The organism is Actinomadura geliboluensis (assembly GCF_043197915.1).
Lineage (GTDB): Bacteria > Actinomycetota > Actinomycetes > Streptosporangiales > Streptosporangiaceae > Spirillospora > Spirillospora geliboluensis.
Genome location: NZ_JBICUA010000011.1, coordinates 218815 through 236228 on the forward strand (window position 1 = coordinate 218815; position 17414 = coordinate 236228).

Below are 17414 nucleotides of genomic sequence, written 5' to 3' on the forward strand. Positions count from 1 at the left end.
GGCGGGTCACCTCCCGGCGGCGGCGCGGTCGCCGCGGGGGTCGAGGGCGTTGCGGACGCCGTCGCCGAGCAGCGTGAACGCCAGCGTGGTCGCCAGCAGCAGGCCGCCGGGGACGGCGAGCAGCCACCACGCGGTGCGGAACACGTCGCCGCCCTCGGCGAGCATCGACCCCCAGCTCGGCATCGGCGGCCGCACCCCGACGCCGAGGAACGACAGCGTCGCCTCCGACACGATCGAGGACGGGATCAGCAGCGAGGTCAGCACGGTGATCTGCGCGGCCAGGTTCGGCAGCACGTCGCCGACCATGATCCGCGCGTTGGAGGCGCCGAGCGCGCGGGCCGCCTCGATGAACTGCCGCTCCTTCAGCGACAGCACCTGGCCGCGGATGGTGCGGCCGTAGGCGGCGAACGAGAAGAACGCGATGACGAGGACGGTCATGGCGAGGCTCGCGCCGGGCGAGGAGATCCGGAAGGTGCTCGCCAGCATGATCGCCACGAGCAGGTAGGGCAGTGCGAGGATCATGTCCATCAGCCGGGCCAGCAGCGCGTCCAGCGCGCCGCCGGCGAACCCGGCGAGGGTGCCGGCGAGGGTGCCGGCGGCGGAGGCGAGCACCGCCGCGCCGATCCCGGCGGTCAGCGAGATCCGCGCGCCGTAGGCGGCGCGGACGAGGACGTCGCGGCCGAGCTGGTCGGCGCCGAGCGGGAACCGGGCGCCGGGGCCGCGCGGCTGCCCGCCCGCGTCCAGCCCGGTGCCGGGGAACGTCGCGTCGTAGGAGTGGCCGGTCAGGTGCGCCCACAGCGGCGCCAGCGCCGCGAACGCCATGACGGCCAGCAGCACGGCGAGGGCGGCGAGGGCGGTGCGGTCGCGGCGGAACCGGTCCCAGGCGAGCCGGGACGGGCTGCGCCCGTGCACCGGCTCCGGGACGGCGGCGTCCGCGGCGGTGCCGGGCGGCGGCGGCCTGCGGGTGCCGAGGTCGGCGTAGCCGGTCATGAGAACGTGACCTGGTTGAGGTCGTAGGCGCGGTACTGGGGCAGGTAGCGGGCGTTCTCGACGCGCGCGGACCGGAAGATCGGGGTGCGCGGGTTGATGAGCGGCACGACCGGGGCGCTCTCCATGATGCGGCGGTCGGCCTGCGCCCAGAACCCGGACGCGTCGGCGACGTCGCGGGCGCCGAGCGCCTGGTCGATGAGGCGGTCGACGGCGGGGTCGTCGAAGCCGCCGTAGTCGGTGGAGTTGGGGCCGTAGTGGCGGCCGTCGAACAGCGGGACGATCGTGGTGCGGCCGTTGTTGCCGTACCAGTCGGGCACCCAGCCGGGCGCGGCGATGTCCCATTTCCCGGCGCGGGCGTCGGCGGGGGTGGCCAGGGTCGAGGAGTAGAAGGCGCCGCTGGTGTCGGGGCGGGTCTCGGTGGCGATGCCGCAGGCGGCCAGGTCGTCGGCGATGGACCGGGCGGTCCGCGGGTGGTTGCCGCTGACCCGGTAGGGGAAGCGGAGCGTCAAACCGCGGGGGTAGCCGGCGCGGGCGAGCATCCGCCTGCAGGCGGCGGGGTCGCCGGCGTCGCCGGGCGTCGGGTACAGGTCGAACTCCTGGTGGCCGACGCTGCGCGGCGGGATGACCTGGTGGAGGACCTCGGCGATGTCGGGGCCGCCGTGGATGCGCACCACCGCGGCCTTGTCGACGGCGTAGCTGATCGCGCGCCGGACCTCGACCTTGCCGAGGGCGCCCCCGTTGTTCGGGCTGAGGGTGTTGAAGACGAGGTAGGGGCTGAGCGCCGAGCCCTCCATGACCGCGAAGCGGGCGTCCTCGCGCAGCCGCGGGATCGCCGCGGACGGGACCGGCTGGTCCCAGGACAGGTCGGCGTCGCCGCTCTCCAGCAGCCGCTGCACCTCCTCCGGGGAGTCGTGGCCGAGGGTGATCTCGATGCGGTCGGGGTGCTGCGCGCGGATCGGGTCGGACGCGGCGCGCCAGGTGCGGTTCCTCTCCAGGACGTACCGCTTCCCGGGCGTGTAGGAGGTGATCTGGTAGGGGCCGTCGGAGACGGTGTGCCGCCGGAACTCGGGGCTGTCGGGGACGTAGCGGTCGTACTCGGCGGGCGCCGCCGCGGCGAACTCCAGGGCGAGGAGTTCGGGGAAGTCGCTCGCGGGCCGCTCGAGCGTGACGACGAGGGTCTTGGCGTCCGTGGCGGCCAGCCCCGCCACGTCGGTGGTCCGCTGGTAGCGGGCCATGGCGGCGGCGCTGCGGGGGTCGACGTCGGCGTAGTCGGCGCAGAACTCGGCCATCCCGGTGATGGTCTCGGTGTAGTAGGCGCGGCCGCCGGACGGGACGGCCGGGTTGCAGACCCGCTTGATGCCGCGGACGAAGTCGGCGGCGGTGACCTCCCGCGGCGGGTCGGTGTTCCACCGGACGCCGTCGCGGAGCCTGATCGTGTAGGTGCGGCCGTCGGGGCTGACGCCGCCGTTGCCGGGGGTCGGGACCTCCAGCGCCACGTCCGGGCGCACCTTGGCGGCCTCGGCGAAGTCGCCGGACGCCGCGAACCCGAACAGGGTGCGGGCGTACTGGCGGGCGAGCAGCCCGCTCCAGGTGCTGTAGGCGGCGGCGGTGTCGAGGTGGTCGACGTCGGAGGAGCCGGCGACCCGCAGCGTCCCGCCCGCGACGCCCCGCTTCTCGCCGCCGCAGCCCGCGGCCGCCGCCGCGAGCACCGCCGCCAGCAGCGCCGCCGCGAGACCGGCCGCGACCGCCCTCCCCCGCGCCACCCCCGACGAAGATCGCATTAAGTAGCCAATTTAGCACCCAGCGTCACCCGCCCGCAGGTGTTCGCGCGACACCGCGCGAAGCACGCCGAACGGGGCCGGATGGACCGGGCGGACGCGGCCCGCGCACAGCCGTCCTGCGCTACAACCCGTCCGGCCCTACAGCCCGCGCGGCTCTACGGCTTGCCCCGGCCCTAGAGGACCCGGGTCCAGGCTTCGCCGTCGCCGGGGGCGGCGGAGAAGTCGTACCGGACGCCGTCCGCGCGCAGCGCGGTGAGGCTGACCGAGGTGGTGCCCCACACCCGGCCCTCGCCGAGGTCGAGCAGCGGCAGCAGCGCCCGGTGGTCGGCGCGCGGCAGGCCGTCGCCGTTCAGCAGCGGGAGCCAGGTGCCCCAGGCCCGCTCCACGGGCTCGTCCGGGCCGGGCTCGGGACGCGGCGCGGCGGCCAGCCGGGGCCGGAAGTGGGCGAGCCGCGCCGCCATGTAGGCGTCCTCGGTCTCCCCCTCCAGCTGCCCCTCGCCCTCCAGCCCGCTGTTGACGATCATGTGCAGGCCGGGGCCGAGGCCGCGCTCGGTGAGGGCCTCCCCGTCCCAGCTCCACAGCCGCACCCGGTCCGGTTCCGCGCCGACGAGGTGGAACGGGTCGTAGGCGGCGAGGCCGGGGTCGCCGAGCTTGCCGTCGGCCGCGACGCGCAGCGGCAGCCCCCCGCGCGAGGACCGGGCGGCCTCGGGCGCCATCCGGCCGCGGCCGTTCAGCACGACCGCGACCCGCGGCGCCTCCGGGTCGACCGCCAGCCACGTCCCGCCCGCGCGCAGGTCGCGCCCGCCGACGAGGCGCGGGCGGTCCGGCCAGTGGCGTCCCGGTCCGGTCCACTCCCGCGCGACGAACTCGTCCCGCACCCCGACCACGAGGACGGGCACGGGGGACGACGGCTCGACGCTGATGATCGCCGTACACATGCCCCAATTGGAGCATCCCGCCGGTTTCGTCCGGCGGCCGGGGGGCCGGGGCGGGGCCGGGGGCTAGAGCGGCGGCCAGGGGATGGCGGGCCAGTCCTCCGGCGGGTAGGGGTGGATGCGGTGCTTGAGCATCAGCTCGACGCGGCGGCGGGTGGCGTCGACCTCCTCGGCCGTGAGCAGCTCGGCGAGGCGGGCGCCGAGGGCGCCGCCGCGCAGGCCGGCCTCGACCCGGCCGAGCGCCTCCAGCGCCTCGGGCGTGAGCGGCTTGCCGCGCCACTGCCACAGCACGGTGCGCAGCTTGTACTCGGTGGAGAAGCACACGCCGTGGTCGCAGCCGTAAACATGGCCGTCGCCCGGCGGCAGCAGGTGCCCGATCTTGCGGTCGGCGTTGTTGACGACGGCGTCGAACACCGCCATGCGGCGGATCGCCTCGTCGTCGGAGCGCGACAGCGCGACCAGGTCGACGTCGGGGTCGGGCTCGACCCACAGCTGCACCATGCCGGGCCCGTAGGGGCCGTCGCGGTGGACGGTCGGCGGGACGGTGCCCCACCCCATGACCTTGGACACCTCGTAGGCGGCGACCTCCCGCTCGGCGAGGGTGCCGTCGGGGAAGTCCCACAGCGGGCGCTCCCCCGCGACGGGCTTGTAGACGCAGTTGGCGGCGGTGCCGCCGTCCTCGATGGAGCAGTACAGGGTGGCGTTGGACGCCTGGACGAGGCGGCCCTCCACGCCGAGCCGCCCGGCCGACAGCAGCCGCTCGGCGGCGGCCGCGTCGCGGGGGGAGACCGGGCCCGCGGGCACGTCCCGGCCGGTGTCGCGGCCGGCGGGCGCCCGGTCCCGGGAGGACTGCGTCATGCGTTCATTCTCCCGGCCGCCTCGTCCATGATCCAGCACGATGAGGGCTCATCTCAGCCCATGTAGCCGTTCTGGCGCGGGCACACGTGCCCCTCGCCGTCCAGCGGCAGGCCGCACAGCGGGCACGGGGGCCGCCCGGCGGCGACGACCTTCAGCGCGCGCTCGGCGAACGCGCGCGCCTGCGCGGCGCTGATCCGCACCCGCAGCACCGCGATCGCCGGGTCGTCCTCGCCGACCTCGGGCTCCTCCTCGGACTCGGTGACCTCCTGCGCCTCGATGACGACCTGCTCGTCGTCGGGGTCCCAGGCGAGCGCCATCGTGCCGACCCGGAACTCCTCCTCCACCGGCTGGTCGAGGGGGCCGTCGTCCTGGAGCTCGGCGGGGGTGACGGCGGGCACCGGGGCGTCGCCGCCGCTGCGCCGCAGCACCTCGTCCAGCAGCTCCTCCAGGCGCTCGGCGAGCAGCGTCACCTGGAACTTCTCCAGCCCGACGCTGGTGACCCGGCGGCCGGAGCGGGCCTGCAGGTAGAAGGCGCGGTCGCCGGGGCGGCCGACGGCGCCGGCGACGAAGCGCTCCGGCGGGTCGTAGGAGATGACGGGCATGACACCGACCCTACGCGCCGCCGCCGACGGGCGCGTCACCCGCACCGAGTCCGGCTTTTCCGGAACCTTCCGCCGGCGGTCGCGGAACCAGCGCGGTGACATCGCCGCCGGTGTCGTTGACGCGGACCACGAACGGGCGCGTCTCGGTGTAGCGGATCACGGTGAGGGACGCGGGGTCGGCCTGGATCCGCTGGAACTGGTCCAGGTGCAGGCCGAGCGCGTCGGCGACGACGGCCTTGATGATGTCGCCGTGGCTGCACACCGCGTAGAGGGCGTCGGGGCCGTGCTCGGCGGCGACGCGCTCGTTCCAGTCGCGGACGGCGGTGACGGCGCGGTGCTGCGCGGCGGCCAGGGCCTCGCCGTCCTCGCCGGGGAACCGGGCGGCGCTCGGGTGGGCCTGCACGACCCGCCACAGGGGCTCCTCGGCGAGCTCCTTGAGGGGGCGGCCCGTCCAGTCGCCGTAGCGGACCTCGCCGAACCGGTCGTCGGTCTCGACCTTCTCGATGGGCGGGGCGTGCCCGGCGGCGAGCGCCGCGGCGGTCTCGGCGCACCGCTGCAGCGGGCTGGACACGACGGCGGCGATCGGGAGCGGCGCGAGCCGGGCGGCGAGCGCGGCGGCCTGGGCGCGGCCGCGGCCGTCGAGGCCCACCCCGGGCGTCCAGCCGGCGAGCACCGGGCCGGTCATCGCGGTCAGGCCATGCCTCACCAGGAGAAGGGTCGTCACAGCGGCCACTCTAGGAGATGCCGGGCATTCAGGCGGCGGGCGGCGCGGATGCGCGACAATGCCTGCCGTGATCGTGGACAAGGCCATCTACGCGGGCGGGACGCGCCGCGACATCGACGGCGACATCAGCGACGCGTTCGACCTGGCCCGCGAGGACGGCGAGTGCTTCCTGTGGATCGGCCTTTTCGAGCCCGACGAGGACGAGTTCGAGCTGGTCAAGGACGAGCTGAACCTGCACCCCCTGGCCGCCGAGGACGCGGTGTCGGCGCACCAGCGGCCGAAGCTGGAGCGCTACGGCGACACCCTGTTCGTGGTGCTGAAGACGCTGTCCTACCTCGACGAGACCTCCGACATCGAGGTCGGCGAGATCATGGTCTTCCTCGGCCGGGACTTCGTCGTCACCGTCCGGCACGGCGCCGGGAACCCGCTCGGGCCCGTCCGCAAGCGGCTGGAGGAGGACGCGGAGCTGATCGCGCACGGCGCGACCGCCGTGCTGTACGCGGTGTGCGACGAGGTCGTCGACCGGTACGGGCTGGTCGCCCACGAGGTGGAGGTCGACATCATCGGGCTGGAGCGGGCCGTGTTCGACCCGGGCGCCCGCGACGTCACCGCCGCCATCTACTCGCTCAAGCGGGAGGTGCTGGAGTTCCGCGGCGCCGAGGACCCGCTCGTCCCGGTGCTGCAGGAGATCGTCAAGGGCCGCGTCGCCGAGTGCGGCTCGACCCGCGAGTACTTCCGCGACGTCCTGGACCACCTGCTGCGCGTGGACGAGCAGGTCGACGCGCACAACGAGCTGCTGAACAGCGTGCTGACCGCGCATCTGGCGCTGCTCGGCAAGCAGCAGAACGAGGACATGCGCAAGATCTCCGCGTGGGCGGCGATCATCGCGGTGCCGACCGCCATCGCGGGGATCTACGGGATGAACTTCGACCACATGCCCGAGCTGCACTGGAGCTTCGGGTACCCGCTGGTCATCGCGGTGATGGCCGCCGCGTGCGTGCTGCTGTTCCGGCGGCTGCGCAAGAGCGGCTGGCTCTGACGCCCCGCGCCGGGGTCCAGGCCGCGGGGGTCTAGTCCAGGCCGCGGGGTCTAGGACGGTGGCTGGGACGCGTCGTCGCGCGCGGGCGTCGGGGCGGCCAGCAGGACGGCCCACAGGTGCGACTCGGCGCCCCGCGCCTCCAGCCGCCGCCGCATCCGCTCCACGCCGCCGCGCGTGGGCAGCGCCAGCCACACCAGCAGCGGGTAGCCGACGGCGAACCCGGCGAGGAACACCGCCTCGCTGTTGCCGGCCATCGCCAGCGGCAGCCCGAGCAGGATGACGCCCTCGGCCAGCGCGAACCGCAGCAGGACCGCCTGCCGGAACACCAGCAGCGCCGCGCGGGCCGCCACCGCCGGGTCGGCGGGCGCGGCGCCCGGCGGGATCGGCCGCGGCGCGAGCGGGCCGGCCGCCAGCGCGACCAGCGCGGCGGCGGCGAGCGGCGCGTACAGCCACGGCGGCGCGTCCCCGCGGCCGTCCTGCACGATCAGCGGCATGATCGCCAGGATGAGGACGGGCGCGGCGAGCAGCACCAGCATCATCGCCCGCAGCCGGCCGAGCTCGGTCCCGGCGCGCAGCGAGGCCAGGTACCCGGGGTCGTCGCCCGGCCCCGCGCCGAACACCGGCGCCACGTCCGGGCCGCCGTCGCCGTCCGGCGACTTCGGCGAGTACATGGAGAACGGGGGTGGCGCCATGGCTGCGCACTTTAGCCCGGCGGCGGCCCCCGGCAATAGAGCTCACCAGGATCTTCGCGCCGGACGAAGATCCACGCGGCGGGCCGCTCGCTTTCCGCGCGCCGGGCGCGGACCGCTACATTGACCGCCTATGAAGGAGCGTCACCTCGGGAGGAGCGGGCTGCTGGTGTCCCGGCTGGGCCTCGGCACCATGACCTGGGGGCAGGACACCGACCCCGACGAGGCCGCGGCGCAGCTCGCCGCGTTCGTGGACGCCGGGGGCACGCTGATCGACACCGCCGACGTCTACACCGGCGGCGTCGCCGAGCGGATCCTCGGCCACCTGCTGCGCGAGACCGTCGACCGGGACGGCCTGGTGGTCTCCACGAAGGCGGCGATCCGGCCGAACGGCCGCTACGACGGGTCCCGCCGGCACCTGCTCGGCGCCCTGGACGCCTCCCTGGACCGGCTCGACCTCGACCACGTCGACCTGTGGCAGCTGCACGTCTACGACCCGGCGACGCCGCTGGAGGAGACGCTGTCGGCGCTGGACGAGGCGGTCGCGTCCGGCCGCACCCGCTACGTCGGGGTGGCCAACTACGCCGGCTGGCAGGTCGCCAAGGCCGCCGCGTGGCAGCGCGCCTGGCCGGGCCGCGCCCCGGTGGTGTCGGCGCAGGTGGAGTACTCGCTGCTGGCCCGCGACATCGAGCGGGAGGTCGTGCCGGCCGTGCTGGACGCCGGGGCGGGGCTGCTGCCGTGGTCGCCGCTCGGCCGCGGCGTGCTCACCGGCAAGTACCGCACCGGCATCCCCGCCGGGTCGCGCGCCGCCGCCCCGCACTTCGCCGACTTCGTCTCGCCCTACCTGGACGAGGAGTGCGCCCGGATCGTGGAGTCGGTGGTGACCGCCGCCGAGGGCCTCGGCCGGTCCCCGCTCGCGGTGGCGCTGGCGTGGGTCCGCGACCGGGAGGGCGTCGCCGCGCCGATCGTCGGCGCCCGGACCGCCGCGCAGCTCGGCGCGATCCTGGAGAGCGAGGACCTGACGCTGCCGGCCGAGATCCGGGGGGCGCTCGACGACGTCTCCGACACCGCGACGGGAAGCCCGTGACCGACATCCCCGAACCCGCATCCGACCAGCCCTCCCCCGCCGAGCGGGCCGCCCGCGCGGCCGCGGCGCTGCGCGCGGCCGAGGCCGCCGCCGGGGCCCTGGACGACCGCGCGCCCGCGGGCGCGCCGCCCGCGCCCCAGGGCGCGCCGCCCGGGCCCGCCCGGCCGGAGTCGGCGCCGCCGGCCGCGGCCGGCCGGAGCGCGCGCGACGGGCTGGCCGCCCTGACCGAGCTGTTCGCCGCGGCGGGCGCGCCCGCGCCGCTCGCGGCCGGTGCCCTCGCCCGGCTCGGCCCGGACGCCGCGGACCGGCTGCGCGCCGACCCGTGGCTGCTGCTGCGCGTCCCCGGCGTCCGGCCCCCGCAGGCCGACCACTTCGCGCGCGCCGTCCTCGGGGACGCGGCGGGGCCGGGCGACGTGCGGCGCGGCCGGGCGCTGGTGCTGCACCTGCTGACCGAGGCGGCGCGCGCCGGGCACACCGTCACGCCGGCCGCCGACGTGGTCGCGGCGCTGGAGCGGGCCCGCGTCCCGGACCCGAGCGCCGCCGTGGAGGCCGCGCTGGACGAGGCCGAGGTCCTCTCCCTCACCGAGGAGCCGGAGTTCGACGAGGAGTCCTTCGCCGAGGACGCCGAGCCGGAGGAGCCGGAGGAGATGCTCGGCGCGGCGCGGTGGGCGCTCGCGGAGGAGGCCGCCGCCGAGGGGTTCCAGCGGCTCACGCTCACCGCCGCGCCGCTGCTGGACGACGCGGCCGTCAAGGAGCTGCGCGACGGGCTGCCCGAGGACCGGTCGCTCGCGCTCACCGCCGCGCTGCGCACCGGCGTCAGCGTCCTGCGCGGCGGCGACGCCGACGGGCTCGCCGCGGCCGCCGCCGGGATCGCCGGCGCCGCCGCGGCCGCCGGGCTGCGGGCCGCCGTCGCGGCGCCGACCGACCGCGCCGCCGCCGGCCTGCCCGCCCCCGAGGGCGTGGCGGTCACCGGCCTGCACCGGCTCCTGGAGCCGCGGGAGGCGCCCGGCGGAGGCGTCGTCTACGACCGCGGCGAGCGGCACCCCCTCGACCTCGACCTGCTCGTGGTGGCGGACGCGTCGGCGCTCGACGTCGAGCTGTGCGCGGCGCTGGCGGAGGCGTGCCCGGACGGCGCCCACCTGGTGCTGTGCGCCGAGCCCGGCGCCGCGCCGCCCGCCGGGCCCGGCCGGCCGCTGGACGACCTGGAGGCGTCGGAGACCGTCCCCGTCGTCACGCTGGACGCGGCGCCGCCGTCCGGCCCGCTCGGCGTGCTGGCGGCGGCGGTGCGCGGCGGCGACCTGCCCGCCGTGGACGCGCCGGACCGGGAGGTCGTCATCGTGCCCGCCGCCGACCCGGGCGAGGCGGTGCACCGGGCGGTGCAGCTGCTCACCGACTCGATCCCCCGCGCGCTCGGCATCCCCGCCGAGGACGTCCAGGCCGTCGCGCCCGCGGCGGGCGGCCCGGCGGGCGCGGGCGCGCTCAACGCGGCGCTGAAGGCCCGGCTGAACCCGGGGCCAGGCGCGTTCGGCGGGATGGACCCCGGCGACCGGGTCGTCGTGGCCGCGCCGCTCCCCCAGGCCGCGGTCGGCGAGACCGGCACGGTGACCGGCGGCGGCCCGCACGGCCTCGACATCGACTTCCCCGCCGGGCCGGCCACCGTCGCCCCGGCGGACGCGGCCCGGCTGCGGCACGGCTGGGCGGTGCCGGTCGCGCTGGCGCGCGGGACCCGCAGCCCCGCCGTCGTGGCGGTGCTGCCCGCCGAGGGGCTGTCGCGGCCGCTGGTGGCCACCGCGTTCGGGCTGGCGCGGCGGCACCTGTCGGTCGTGCAGGCGGCCGGGCCGGCGCTGGCCGCGGCCGTGCGCGAGGGGGGTCCGGCGCCGCGGCGCACCCGCCTGGCGTCACTCGTCGCCCAGTGAGGCCCGCCGAGGCCAACGCGAGGTAAAGAAACCACCGTGTCGCGGTTTACGGGCGGGCCCGTATGGGACACGATGTCAACAGGGTCGGGCGCGTGAAGGCCCTGCAGGGCAGCGGTTTCAGGCACGGCGGCTGTTTCAGGCACGGCATCGGGTGGAGGAAGAACATGCCCCAGGGGCTCAGGCGGCTCGGTTCGGCTTCGGCGGCGGTCTCGGCGGGGGCGCTCGTCCTCGTGCTCGCGGCCCCGCCGGCCGACGCGGCGGCGGCGCAGGAGTGCAAGAAGGGCACCGACCCCGAGAGCACGATCGAGAACTGGAAGTGCAACCTCGGCAACCTGCGCGAGGCCCTCACCCCGAAGACGCCGACCCCGACACCGGCGCCGACGAAGACCACCGCGAAGCCGGCGCCGAAGAAGACCACCTCGCAGAGCACCAAGAAGTCCACGGGCAAGAAGACGGCGGCCAAGCCGCGCCGGCCCGCCGCGCCGCCGAGCGGCGCCCGGGCCGCCGACCCGTCCGGGCCGTCGCCCATGACCGGCGGCGCGGGCCTGCGGCCCTACAACGGCCAGGTCCCGGCCGCCGGGCTGCCCGGCGTCCTGCCGACCCCGGAGATCGCCGCGGACCCGAGCGCCTACCGCACCGGCGCCGGCGGCACCGCCCCGATGCCGCAGACCCGGCTGATCTCCCCCGTCGCCGCCGGGTCCGGCGCGGGGCAGGACAACCGGCAGCTGCTGCTGGTCGCCGCCGCGGCCGGCGCCGCCGGAGCGGCCGGCGCCCTCAACCTCAGCGCCGCCGGACGCGTCCTCCGCCGCCGGCGCGCGGGCCGCTGACACCCGGCCCGGGGCACACTTCCCGCACGCCGACACGCGAAGGCCGGCGCCGGTGCGACGAGCACCTGGCGCCGGCCTTCGGGACGTCCGGGGCTAGTACGCGCCGCCGATGGCGTGGATGCCGCCGTCGACGTGGACGATCTCGCCCGTGGTGGCGGGGAACCAGTCCGACAGCAGCGCCGCGCAGGCGCGGGCCGTGGGCTCGCTGTCCTTGATGTCCCAGCCGAGCGGGGCCGCCTTCGGCCACATGTCCGTCATGCCCTCGAAACCGGGGATGCTCTTGGCCGCCATCGTCGCCAGCGGACCCGCCGCGACCAGGTTCACCCGGATGCCCTGCGGGCCCAGGTACTTGGCCAGGTAGCGGGCGCACGACTCCAGGCCGGCCTTCGCCACGCCCATCCAGTCGTACACCGGCCACGCCTTCGTGGCGTCGAAGTCCAGGCCGACGACCGAGCCGCCGTCCTTCATCAGCGGCAGGCACGCCATCGTCAGCGACTTCAGCGAGTACGCCGACGCGTGCACGGCGGTCGCCACGTCCTCCCACGGCGTCTCCAGGAACGCGCCGCCGAGCGCGGTCTGCGGCGCGAACGCGATCGCGTGGACGACGCCGTCGAGATGGTCGAAGCCCTGCTCGCGCAGGTTCCCGGCCAGGGCGTCCAGCTGCTCGGCGCTCGTCGCGTCCAGCTCGATCACCGGCGGCGGGTTGTCCGGCCCCGTCGGCAGCCGCTTCGCGGTCCGCGCCGTGAGGGTCGGGCGCGGGTAGGCGGTCAGGACGACCTCGGCGCCCTGCTCCTGCGCGACCCGCGCGATGTGGAAGCCGATCGAGGCGTCGGTGAGGACGCCGGTGACCAGGATCCGCTTGCCTTCGAGAATGCCCATGCCGTCAGTGCCCCATTCCCAGTCCGCCGTCGACCGGGATCACGGCCCCGGTGATGTAGGCGGCGTCCTCGCTCGCGACGAACCGCACCGCCTTCGCGATCTCCTCCGGCCGCGCGATCCGCCCGAGCGGGACCGCCGCGGTGATGGCCTTCTGCTGGTCCTCGCTGAGCACCGCCGTCATGTCGGTGTCGACGAACCCGGGCGCCACCACGTTGACCGTGATGTTGCGGGAGCCGAGCTCGCGGGCGAGGGACCGGGCGAACCCGACCATGCCCGCCTTGGACGCCGCGTAGTTCGACTGCCCCGGCGACCCCATCAGCCCCACGACCGACGACACCAGCACGATCCGGCCGGACCGCTTGCGCATCATGCCCTTCACGGCCCGCTTCGCGACCCGGAACGAACCCGTCAGGTTCGTGTCGAGCACGGAGGTGAACGTCTCCTCGCTCATGATGGCCAGCAGCGTGTCCTTCGTGATGCCCGCGTTGGCGACCACCACCTCGACCGGGCCCTGCTCGGCCTCGACCTTGGCGAACGCCGCGTCGACGTCCTCGGCGTCCGTCACGTCGCACCGGACGCCGAACAGCCCCTCGGGGGGCTCCCCCGACCGGTAGGTGACGGCGACCGCGTCGCCCGCCGCGGACAGCTCACGGGCGATGGCGAGGCCGATGCCCCGGTTACCGCCGGTCACGAGGACAGAGCGACTCATCAGGACCCTCTCGTCGACTTGCGTGCTCAGAAGACGTTCGTACTCGGAAGACTGGGCACGACCCTAGCGGCCCCCACCGCGCCCTGCGGATGTGCCGAACCGACAAGAACCCGCGACCCGCATTTGTTCTCGGCCCCGCGCGGGCGCGGCGGGTAGGTTGCGGAAGGTGCATGACATCGATCCCGCCTTCACGGCGCTGCCGCTCCGCGCGCTGGCCGACGCGGCCCTCACCCGGGCCCGCGAGCTGGGCGCCGAGCACGCCGACTTCCGCCTCGAACGCATCCGCAGCCAGACCCTCCGGCTCCACGACGCCGCCCTGGAGACCGCGCTGGACGCCGACGACGTCGGCCTGTCCGTCCGGGTCGTCAAGGACGGCACCTGGGGCTTCGCCGCCGGCATCGACCTCACCCCCGACGGGGCCGCGCGCGTCGCCGCGCAGGCCGTCGAGGTCGCCGCCGTCGCGAGGCCCGTCAACCGCGAGCCCATCGAACTCGCCCCCGAACCCGTCCACGGCGAGCGGACCTGGGTGTCGTCCTACGAGACCGACCCGTTCGACGTGCCCACCGGCGACAAGGTCGCGCTGCTCGCCGGGTGGAGCCGCCGGCTGCTCGGCGACGACCGCGTCGACCACGTCGACGCCACCCTGCTGCAGGTCAAGGAGAACAAGTTCTTCGCCGACCTCGCCGGGACCGTCACCACCCAGCAGCGCGTCCGCCTCCACCCCGTCGTCAACGCCGTCGGCATCGCCGGCGGGCTGTTCGACACCATGCGGACGGTCGCGCCGCCCGCCGGATACGGGTGGGAATGGCTGACCGGGGACCACTGGGACTGGGACGGCGAACTCGCCCGCATCCCCGAGATGCTCGCCGAGAAGCTCGCCGCGCCGACCGTCGACCCCGGCTCCTACGACGTCGTCGTCGACCCCTCCAACCTGTGGCTGACCATCCACGAGTCGATCGGGCACGCCACCGAACTCGACCGGGCCCTCGGCTACGAGGCCGCCTACGCCGGCACCTCCTTCGCCACCCCCGACAAGCTCGGCGCCCTGCAGTACGGGTCCAAGGTCATGAACATCACCGGGGACCGCACCACCGAACACGGCCTGGCCACCATCGGCTACGACGACGAGGGCGTGCAGACCCAGTCCTTCGACATCGTGACCGAGGGCCTGTTCACCGGATACCAGACCGACCGGCGCATCGCCCGCCTCACCGGCGCCGCCCGCTCCAACGGCTGCGCGTTCGCCGACGCCGCGTCCAGCATGCCGATCCAGCGGATGGCGAACGTCTCCCTCAAGCCCGCCGACGGCGGCCCCTCCACCGACGAGCTGATCTCCGGCGTCGACCGCGGCATCTACATCGTCGGCGACAAGAGCTGGTCGATCGACATGCAGCGGTACAACTTCCAGTTCACCGGCCAGCGCTTCTACAAGATCGAGAACGGGCGGCTCGCCGGGCAGCTCCGCGACGTCGCCTACCAGGCCACCACCACCGACTTCTGGAACTCCATGGAAGCCGTCGGCGGCCCCCAGACCTACGTGCTCGGCGGCGCGTTCAACTGCGGCAAGGGCCAGCCCGGGCAGGTCGCGCCCGTCAGCCACGGCTGCCCGTCCGCGCTGTTCCGCGGCGTCAACATCCTCAACACGCTGAAGGAGGCCGGCCAGTGACCACCATGCGGCCGCAGGAGGCCGTCGAACGGGCCCTGTCGCTGTCCCGCGCCGACGACTGCATCGTCATCGCCGACGAGACCAGCACCGCGAACCTGCGGTGGGCGGGCAACACCCTCACCACCAACGGCGTCACCCGCTCCAGCCGGCTCACCGTCATCGCCCTGCGCGAGACCGCCGGCGGCGTCGCCGCCGGCGTCGTGTCCCGGTCCGCCGTCGGCGCCGGCGGCATCGAGGAACTCGTCCGCGCCGCCGAGGCCGACGCCGCCGGCAACGAACCCGCCGAGGACGCCGCGCCCCTCGTCGCCGAAGGCCCCGCCGGGGCGTCCGGCTGGGACGACGACCCCGCCGAGACCGGCATCGGCGTGTTCGAGGGCCTCGCGCCCGCGCTCGGCGAGGCGTTCGCCGCCGCGCAGTCCGCCGACCGCCGCCTCTACGGATTCGCCAACCACGTCCTCACCTCGACGTTCCTCGGCAGCTCCGCCGGGCTGCGGCTCCGCCACGACCAGCCCACCGGGCTCCTGGAACTCAACGCCAAGGGCGCCGGCGGCTCCGCCTGGGCCGGCGTCGGCACCCGCGACTTCACCGGCGTCGACGTCCCCGCCCTCACCGCCGACCTCGCGCGGCGGCTCGACTGGGGCGAACGGCGCGTCGACCTGCCCGCCGGGCGGTACGAGACGATCCTGCCGCCGTCCGCCGTCGCCGACCTCATGATCTACCTCTACTGGTCCGCGGGCGCCCAGGACGCCCACGACGGCCGCACCGTGTTCAGCGCCCCCGGCGGCGGCACCCGCGTCGGCGAACGCCTCGCCAGCCTGCCCGTCACCCTGTCCAGCGACCCCGCCGCGCCCGGCATGGAGAGCAGCCCGTTCGTCGTCGCGCACGCCTCCGGCCGCGAATCGTCCGTCTTCGACAACGGGCTCCCGCTCACCGCCACCGACTGGATCCGCGACGGGGAACTCACCTCCCTCACCCAGACCCGGCACTCCGCCGCACGCACCGGGCTCCCCGTCACCCCCGCCATCGACCACCTGGCGCTGGTCGGGCCGGACGGCGGCGCCACCCTGGAGGAGATGGTCGCCCGCACCGAGCGCGGGCTGCTGCTCACCTGCCTGTGGTACATCCGCGAAGTCGACCCGCAGAGCCTCCTGCTCACCGGGCTCACCCGCGACGGCGTCTACCTCGTCGAAAACGGCGAAGTCGTCGGAGCCGTCAACAACTTCCGGTTCAACGAGAGCCCCGTCGACCTGCTGTCCCGGATCGCCGAGATCGGCGAGACCACGGCGACACTGCCGCGGGAATGGTCGGACTACTTCAACCGGGCGGCGATGCCGGCGCTGAGGGTGGGCGACTTCAACATGTCGACCGTCTCTCAGGCGTCTTAGGTGTGGGGGGCGACCCCCCACGCCCCCCGGTGCGGGGTGGCCGGTGCCTTGCGCTCGCTGGCGCTCGCTCCAGGCTCCGGCCACCCCGGTGGGGGGCCAGCCCCCCACGCCCCCTGGTGGGGTTCCCCCTACACCCCCTTGGCCTGCGGCCTTCCCCCGGTTGGTTGCGGGTGTGCGCGAACCTCCCGTAGTCGGGGGGGTGTGCGGACTGATCTTCGGGGGGGTCAGGTGTCCTCCAGGCGGAAGCCGACCTTCATCGTCACCTGGAAATGCGCCACCTCGCCGTCCTCGATCTGGCCGCGGACCTCCCGCACCTCGAACCAGTCCAGGTGGCGGAGGGTCTGGGCGGCCCGGCGGACGCCGTTGCGGATGGCGGTCTCCACGGACTCCGGGGAGGTTCCCACGATCTCCGTCACCCGGTACGTGCGATCGGTCATCTCGTTCACTCCCATGTTTTGACCCGTACTGCCGTCGCAGGTCGGACTCCATGGGCTTACCGTGGAAATGTGAAGGTCAATCCCCGCCACCACCGGGAGCCGGCGGTCTACACGGTCACCGACGCTCCCCGCCCCATGTCGGAGGACATCGGCCACCGGCAGCGCCGGTACCTGATCTCCATGGGGGTGCGCACCGTCTGCTTCGTCGGCGCGGTCGTCGCCGCGGTCGCGGGCGCGCCATGGTGGCTGGCGATGCTCATGGTCGTCGGCGCCCTGCTGCTCCCCTACATCGCGGTCGTCATCGCCAACGGCGGGCGCGAGCCCACCGCGTCGGCGTCCTTCCAGGACGCGACGCGGCCGGAGCTCCGGCAGGGGGGCTCGGAGCGCGGACAGAAGCCGGATTCCGGACAGCGACCGGAAATCGGGTCGTGACATTCTCTTGACTAACCGCGGGGGGTTTCGGTGTACGATTTGTACCGGCGCTCTGGTCCCCCGTCGGAGCGCCCGTGCCGGTGTTCCGGGCCCCCGTCGGAACACCGATGATGCGGCGCCGGGTGGATTGCCCCCGTATCCACCCGGCGCCGCTTTTCAATGTCCGGGGTTTTTCCTGGGAGTTCCCCGGTTCGCGGCAGACGCTGTCATGACTTCGCCTTTGCCCGCTAGGTCGGGGCCACGCACATCCGGGTGAGAACGGCAAGGCCCGCTGGTGGCCTGGTCCGGCCAGCGGCCGAAACCCGGACTCTCCGAACTTTCCGCCCATAGAGGGCGTGTTCGCACCGATCCGTTCCGCGACCGCGTGCGTACTGCTGACCGGGCCCCCTTGACGGATCACGCTGATGAGACGAACATCACAGCTGATTCCGAGTGAGACAGATGGGTTATGTGTCTCA

Annotated in this window: 17 protein-coding genes; 7 read left to right on the forward strand and 10 right to left on the reverse strand. The window is 75.0% G+C overall.

The annotated features are described in order from the left end of the window. Nucleotides 1–6 precede the first annotated feature (6 nt). The 6 genes from ACGFI1_RS32420 to ACGFI1_RS32445 form a co-directional block, all read right to left on the reverse strand. Nucleotides 7–990, reverse strand: coding sequence for an ABC transporter permease (locus tag ACGFI1_RS32420; RefSeq protein ID WP_387069997.1), 984 nt, complete (start codon nucleotides 988–990; stop codon nucleotides 7–9). After that, the gene (locus tag ACGFI1_RS32425; RefSeq protein WP_392790925.1) at nucleotides 987–2771 is read right to left on the reverse strand and encodes an ABC transporter substrate-binding protein; all 1785 of its coding nucleotides are present in this window, start codon (nucleotides 2769–2771) and stop codon (nucleotides 987–989) included. Before ACGFI1_RS32425 ends, ACGFI1_RS32420 begins: the two co-directional genes overlap by 4 nt. A 173-nt stretch (nucleotides 2772–2944) precedes the next feature. Next, the gene (locus tag ACGFI1_RS32430; RefSeq protein ID WP_392790927.1) at nucleotides 2945–3709 is read right to left on the reverse strand and encodes an NRDE family protein; all 765 of its coding nucleotides are present in this window, start codon (nucleotides 3707–3709) and stop codon (nucleotides 2945–2947) included. Between the two features lie 63 nt (nucleotides 3710–3772). Beyond that, nucleotides 3773–4564 carry an SCO1664 family protein gene (locus tag ACGFI1_RS32435; protein ID WP_392790930.1) on the reverse strand — a complete coding sequence of 264 codons (792 nt, stop codon included), beginning with the start codon at nucleotides 4562–4564 and terminating at the stop codon, nucleotides 3773–3775. Between the two features lie 53 nt (nucleotides 4565–4617). Beyond that, nucleotides 4618–5166, reverse strand: coding sequence for a DUF3090 domain-containing protein (locus tag ACGFI1_RS32440; RefSeq protein WP_386865496.1), 549 nt, complete (start codon nucleotides 5164–5166; stop codon nucleotides 4618–4620). A 10-nt stretch (nucleotides 5167–5176) separates the two neighbouring features. Next, the gene (locus ACGFI1_RS32445) at nucleotides 5177–5890 is read right to left on the reverse strand and encodes an MSMEG_4193 family putative phosphomutase (protein ID WP_392790931.1); all 714 of its coding nucleotides are present in this window, start codon (nucleotides 5888–5890) and stop codon (nucleotides 5177–5179) included. A 58-nt stretch (nucleotides 5891–5948) separates the two neighbouring features. Here ACGFI1_RS32445 and corA point away from each other — a divergent pair, with 58 nt between their 5' ends. After that, nucleotides 5949–6929 carry a magnesium/cobalt transporter CorA gene (gene corA / locus ACGFI1_RS32450; protein ID WP_392790934.1) on the forward strand — a complete coding sequence of 327 codons (981 nt, stop codon included), beginning with the start codon at nucleotides 5949–5951 and terminating at the stop codon, nucleotides 6927–6929. Between the two features lie 50 nt (nucleotides 6930–6979). On the opposite strand, the gene ACGFI1_RS32455 is transcribed toward corA, so the two are convergent. Next, complete coding sequence (locus ACGFI1_RS32455) at nucleotides 6980–7621, reverse strand: hypothetical protein (RefSeq protein WP_386865490.1); 642 nt, start codon at nucleotides 7619–7621, stop codon at nucleotides 6980–6982. A 130-nt stretch (nucleotides 7622–7751) separates the two neighbouring features. On the opposite strand from ACGFI1_RS32455, the gene ACGFI1_RS32460 reads away from it, so the two are divergent. From ACGFI1_RS32460 to ACGFI1_RS32470, 3 genes are all read left to right on the forward strand, one after another. Continuing rightward, the gene (locus ACGFI1_RS32460) at nucleotides 7752–8705 is read left to right on the forward strand and encodes an aldo/keto reductase (RefSeq protein ID WP_138639993.1); all 954 of its coding nucleotides are present in this window, start codon (nucleotides 7752–7754) and stop codon (nucleotides 8703–8705) included. Continuing rightward, nucleotides 8702–10621, forward strand: coding sequence for an AAA family ATPase (locus ACGFI1_RS32465; protein WP_392790936.1), 1920 nt, complete (start codon nucleotides 8702–8704; stop codon nucleotides 10619–10621). The genes ACGFI1_RS32460 and ACGFI1_RS32465 overlap by 4 nt, the downstream gene beginning before the upstream one ends. A 164-nt stretch (nucleotides 10622–10785) precedes the next feature. Next, nucleotides 10786–11448: a hypothetical protein gene (locus tag ACGFI1_RS32470; protein ID WP_392790939.1), complete on the forward strand. Its 663-nt coding sequence runs from the start codon at nucleotides 10786–10788 to the stop codon at nucleotides 11446–11448. A gap of 93 nt (nucleotides 11449–11541) precedes the next feature. Here ACGFI1_RS32470 and fabI read toward each other — a convergent pair whose 3' ends face one another. Continuing rightward, nucleotides 11542–12327, reverse strand: coding sequence for an enoyl-ACP reductase FabI (gene fabI, locus ACGFI1_RS32475; protein ID WP_089325951.1), 786 nt, complete (start codon nucleotides 12325–12327; stop codon nucleotides 11542–11544). A gap of 4 nt (nucleotides 12328–12331) precedes the next feature. Beyond that, nucleotides 12332–13036, reverse strand: coding sequence for a beta-ketoacyl-ACP reductase (locus ACGFI1_RS32480; protein WP_138639995.1), 705 nt, complete (start codon nucleotides 13034–13036; stop codon nucleotides 12332–12334). A gap of 166 nt (nucleotides 13037–13202) precedes the next feature. Here ACGFI1_RS32480 and ACGFI1_RS32485 point away from each other — a divergent pair, with 166 nt between their 5' ends. Together ACGFI1_RS32485 and ACGFI1_RS32490 are read left to right on the forward strand one after the other, a co-directional pair. Continuing rightward, nucleotides 13203–14702 (forward strand): TldD/PmbA family protein, encoded by a 1500-nt coding sequence (locus ACGFI1_RS32485; RefSeq protein WP_392735025.1) that lies wholly within the window; start codon nucleotides 13203–13205, stop codon nucleotides 14700–14702. Between the two features lie 5 nt (nucleotides 14703–14707). Beyond that, a complete protein-coding gene (locus ACGFI1_RS32490; protein WP_387070055.1) occupies nucleotides 14708–16087 on the forward strand; it encodes a metallopeptidase TldD-related protein in 1380 nt (459 codons plus the stop codon). A gap of 224 nt (nucleotides 16088–16311) precedes the next feature. On the opposite strand, the gene ACGFI1_RS32495 is transcribed toward ACGFI1_RS32490, so the two are convergent. Beyond that, complete coding sequence (locus ACGFI1_RS32495; protein WP_138637761.1) at nucleotides 16312–16524, reverse strand: dodecin; 213 nt, start codon at nucleotides 16522–16524, stop codon at nucleotides 16312–16314. Nucleotides 16525–16593: 69 nt separating this feature from the next. On the opposite strand from ACGFI1_RS32495, the gene ACGFI1_RS32500 reads away from it, so the two are divergent. Beyond that, nucleotides 16594–16956 carry a DUF3099 domain-containing protein gene (locus ACGFI1_RS32500; RefSeq protein ID WP_138637762.1) on the forward strand — a complete coding sequence of 121 codons (363 nt, stop codon included), beginning with the start codon at nucleotides 16594–16596 and terminating at the stop codon, nucleotides 16954–16956. Nucleotides 16957–17414 lie beyond the last annotated feature (458 nt).

Excerpts from the sequence above, each read along its gene's own strand:
- ACGFI1_RS32425 (WP_392790925.1), bottom strand. The coding sequence starts at position 2,771 with ATGCGATCTTCGTCGGGGGTGGCGCGGGGGAGGGCGGTCGCGGCCGGT.
- ACGFI1_RS32460 (WP_138639993.1), top strand. The coding sequence starts at position 7,752 with ATGAAGGAGCGTCACCTCGGGAGGAGCGGGCTGCTGGTGTCCCGGCTG.
- ACGFI1_RS32440 (WP_386865496.1), bottom strand. The coding sequence starts at position 5,166 with ATGCCCGTCATCTCCTACGACCCGCCGGAGCGCTTCGTCGCCGGCGCC.
- corA (WP_392790934.1), top strand. The coding sequence starts at position 5,949 with ATGCCTGCCGTGATCGTGGACAAGGCCATCTACGCGGGCGGGACGCGC.
- ACGFI1_RS32430 (WP_392790927.1), bottom strand. The coding sequence starts at position 3,709 with ATGTGTACGGCGATCATCAGCGTCGAGCCGTCGTCCCCCGTGCCCGTC.
- ACGFI1_RS32495 (WP_138637761.1), bottom strand. The coding sequence starts at position 16,524 with ATGACCGATCGCACGTACCGGGTGACGGAGATCGTGGGAACCTCCCCG.
- ACGFI1_RS32470 (WP_392790939.1), top strand. The coding sequence starts at position 10,786 with ATGCCCCAGGGGCTCAGGCGGCTCGGTTCGGCTTCGGCGGCGGTCTCG.
- ACGFI1_RS32455 (WP_386865490.1), bottom strand. The coding sequence starts at position 7,621 with ATGGCGCCACCCCCGTTCTCCATGTACTCGCCGAAGTCGCCGGACGGC.
- fabI (WP_089325951.1), bottom strand. The coding sequence starts at position 12,327 with ATGGGCATTCTCGAAGGCAAGCGGATCCTGGTCACCGGCGTCCTCACC.
- ACGFI1_RS32435 (WP_392790930.1), bottom strand. The coding sequence starts at position 4,564 with ATGACGCAGTCCTCCCGGGACCGGGCGCCCGCCGGCCGCGACACCGGC.
- ACGFI1_RS32420 (WP_387069997.1), bottom strand. The coding sequence starts at position 990 with ATGACCGGCTACGCCGACCTCGGCACCCGCAGGCCGCCGCCGCCCGGC.
- ACGFI1_RS32490 (WP_387070055.1), top strand. The coding sequence starts at position 14,708 with ATGCGGCCGCAGGAGGCCGTCGAACGGGCCCTGTCGCTGTCCCGCGCC.
- ACGFI1_RS32480 (WP_138639995.1), bottom strand. The coding sequence starts at position 13,036 with ATGAGTCGCTCTGTCCTCGTGACCGGCGGTAACCGGGGCATCGGCCTC.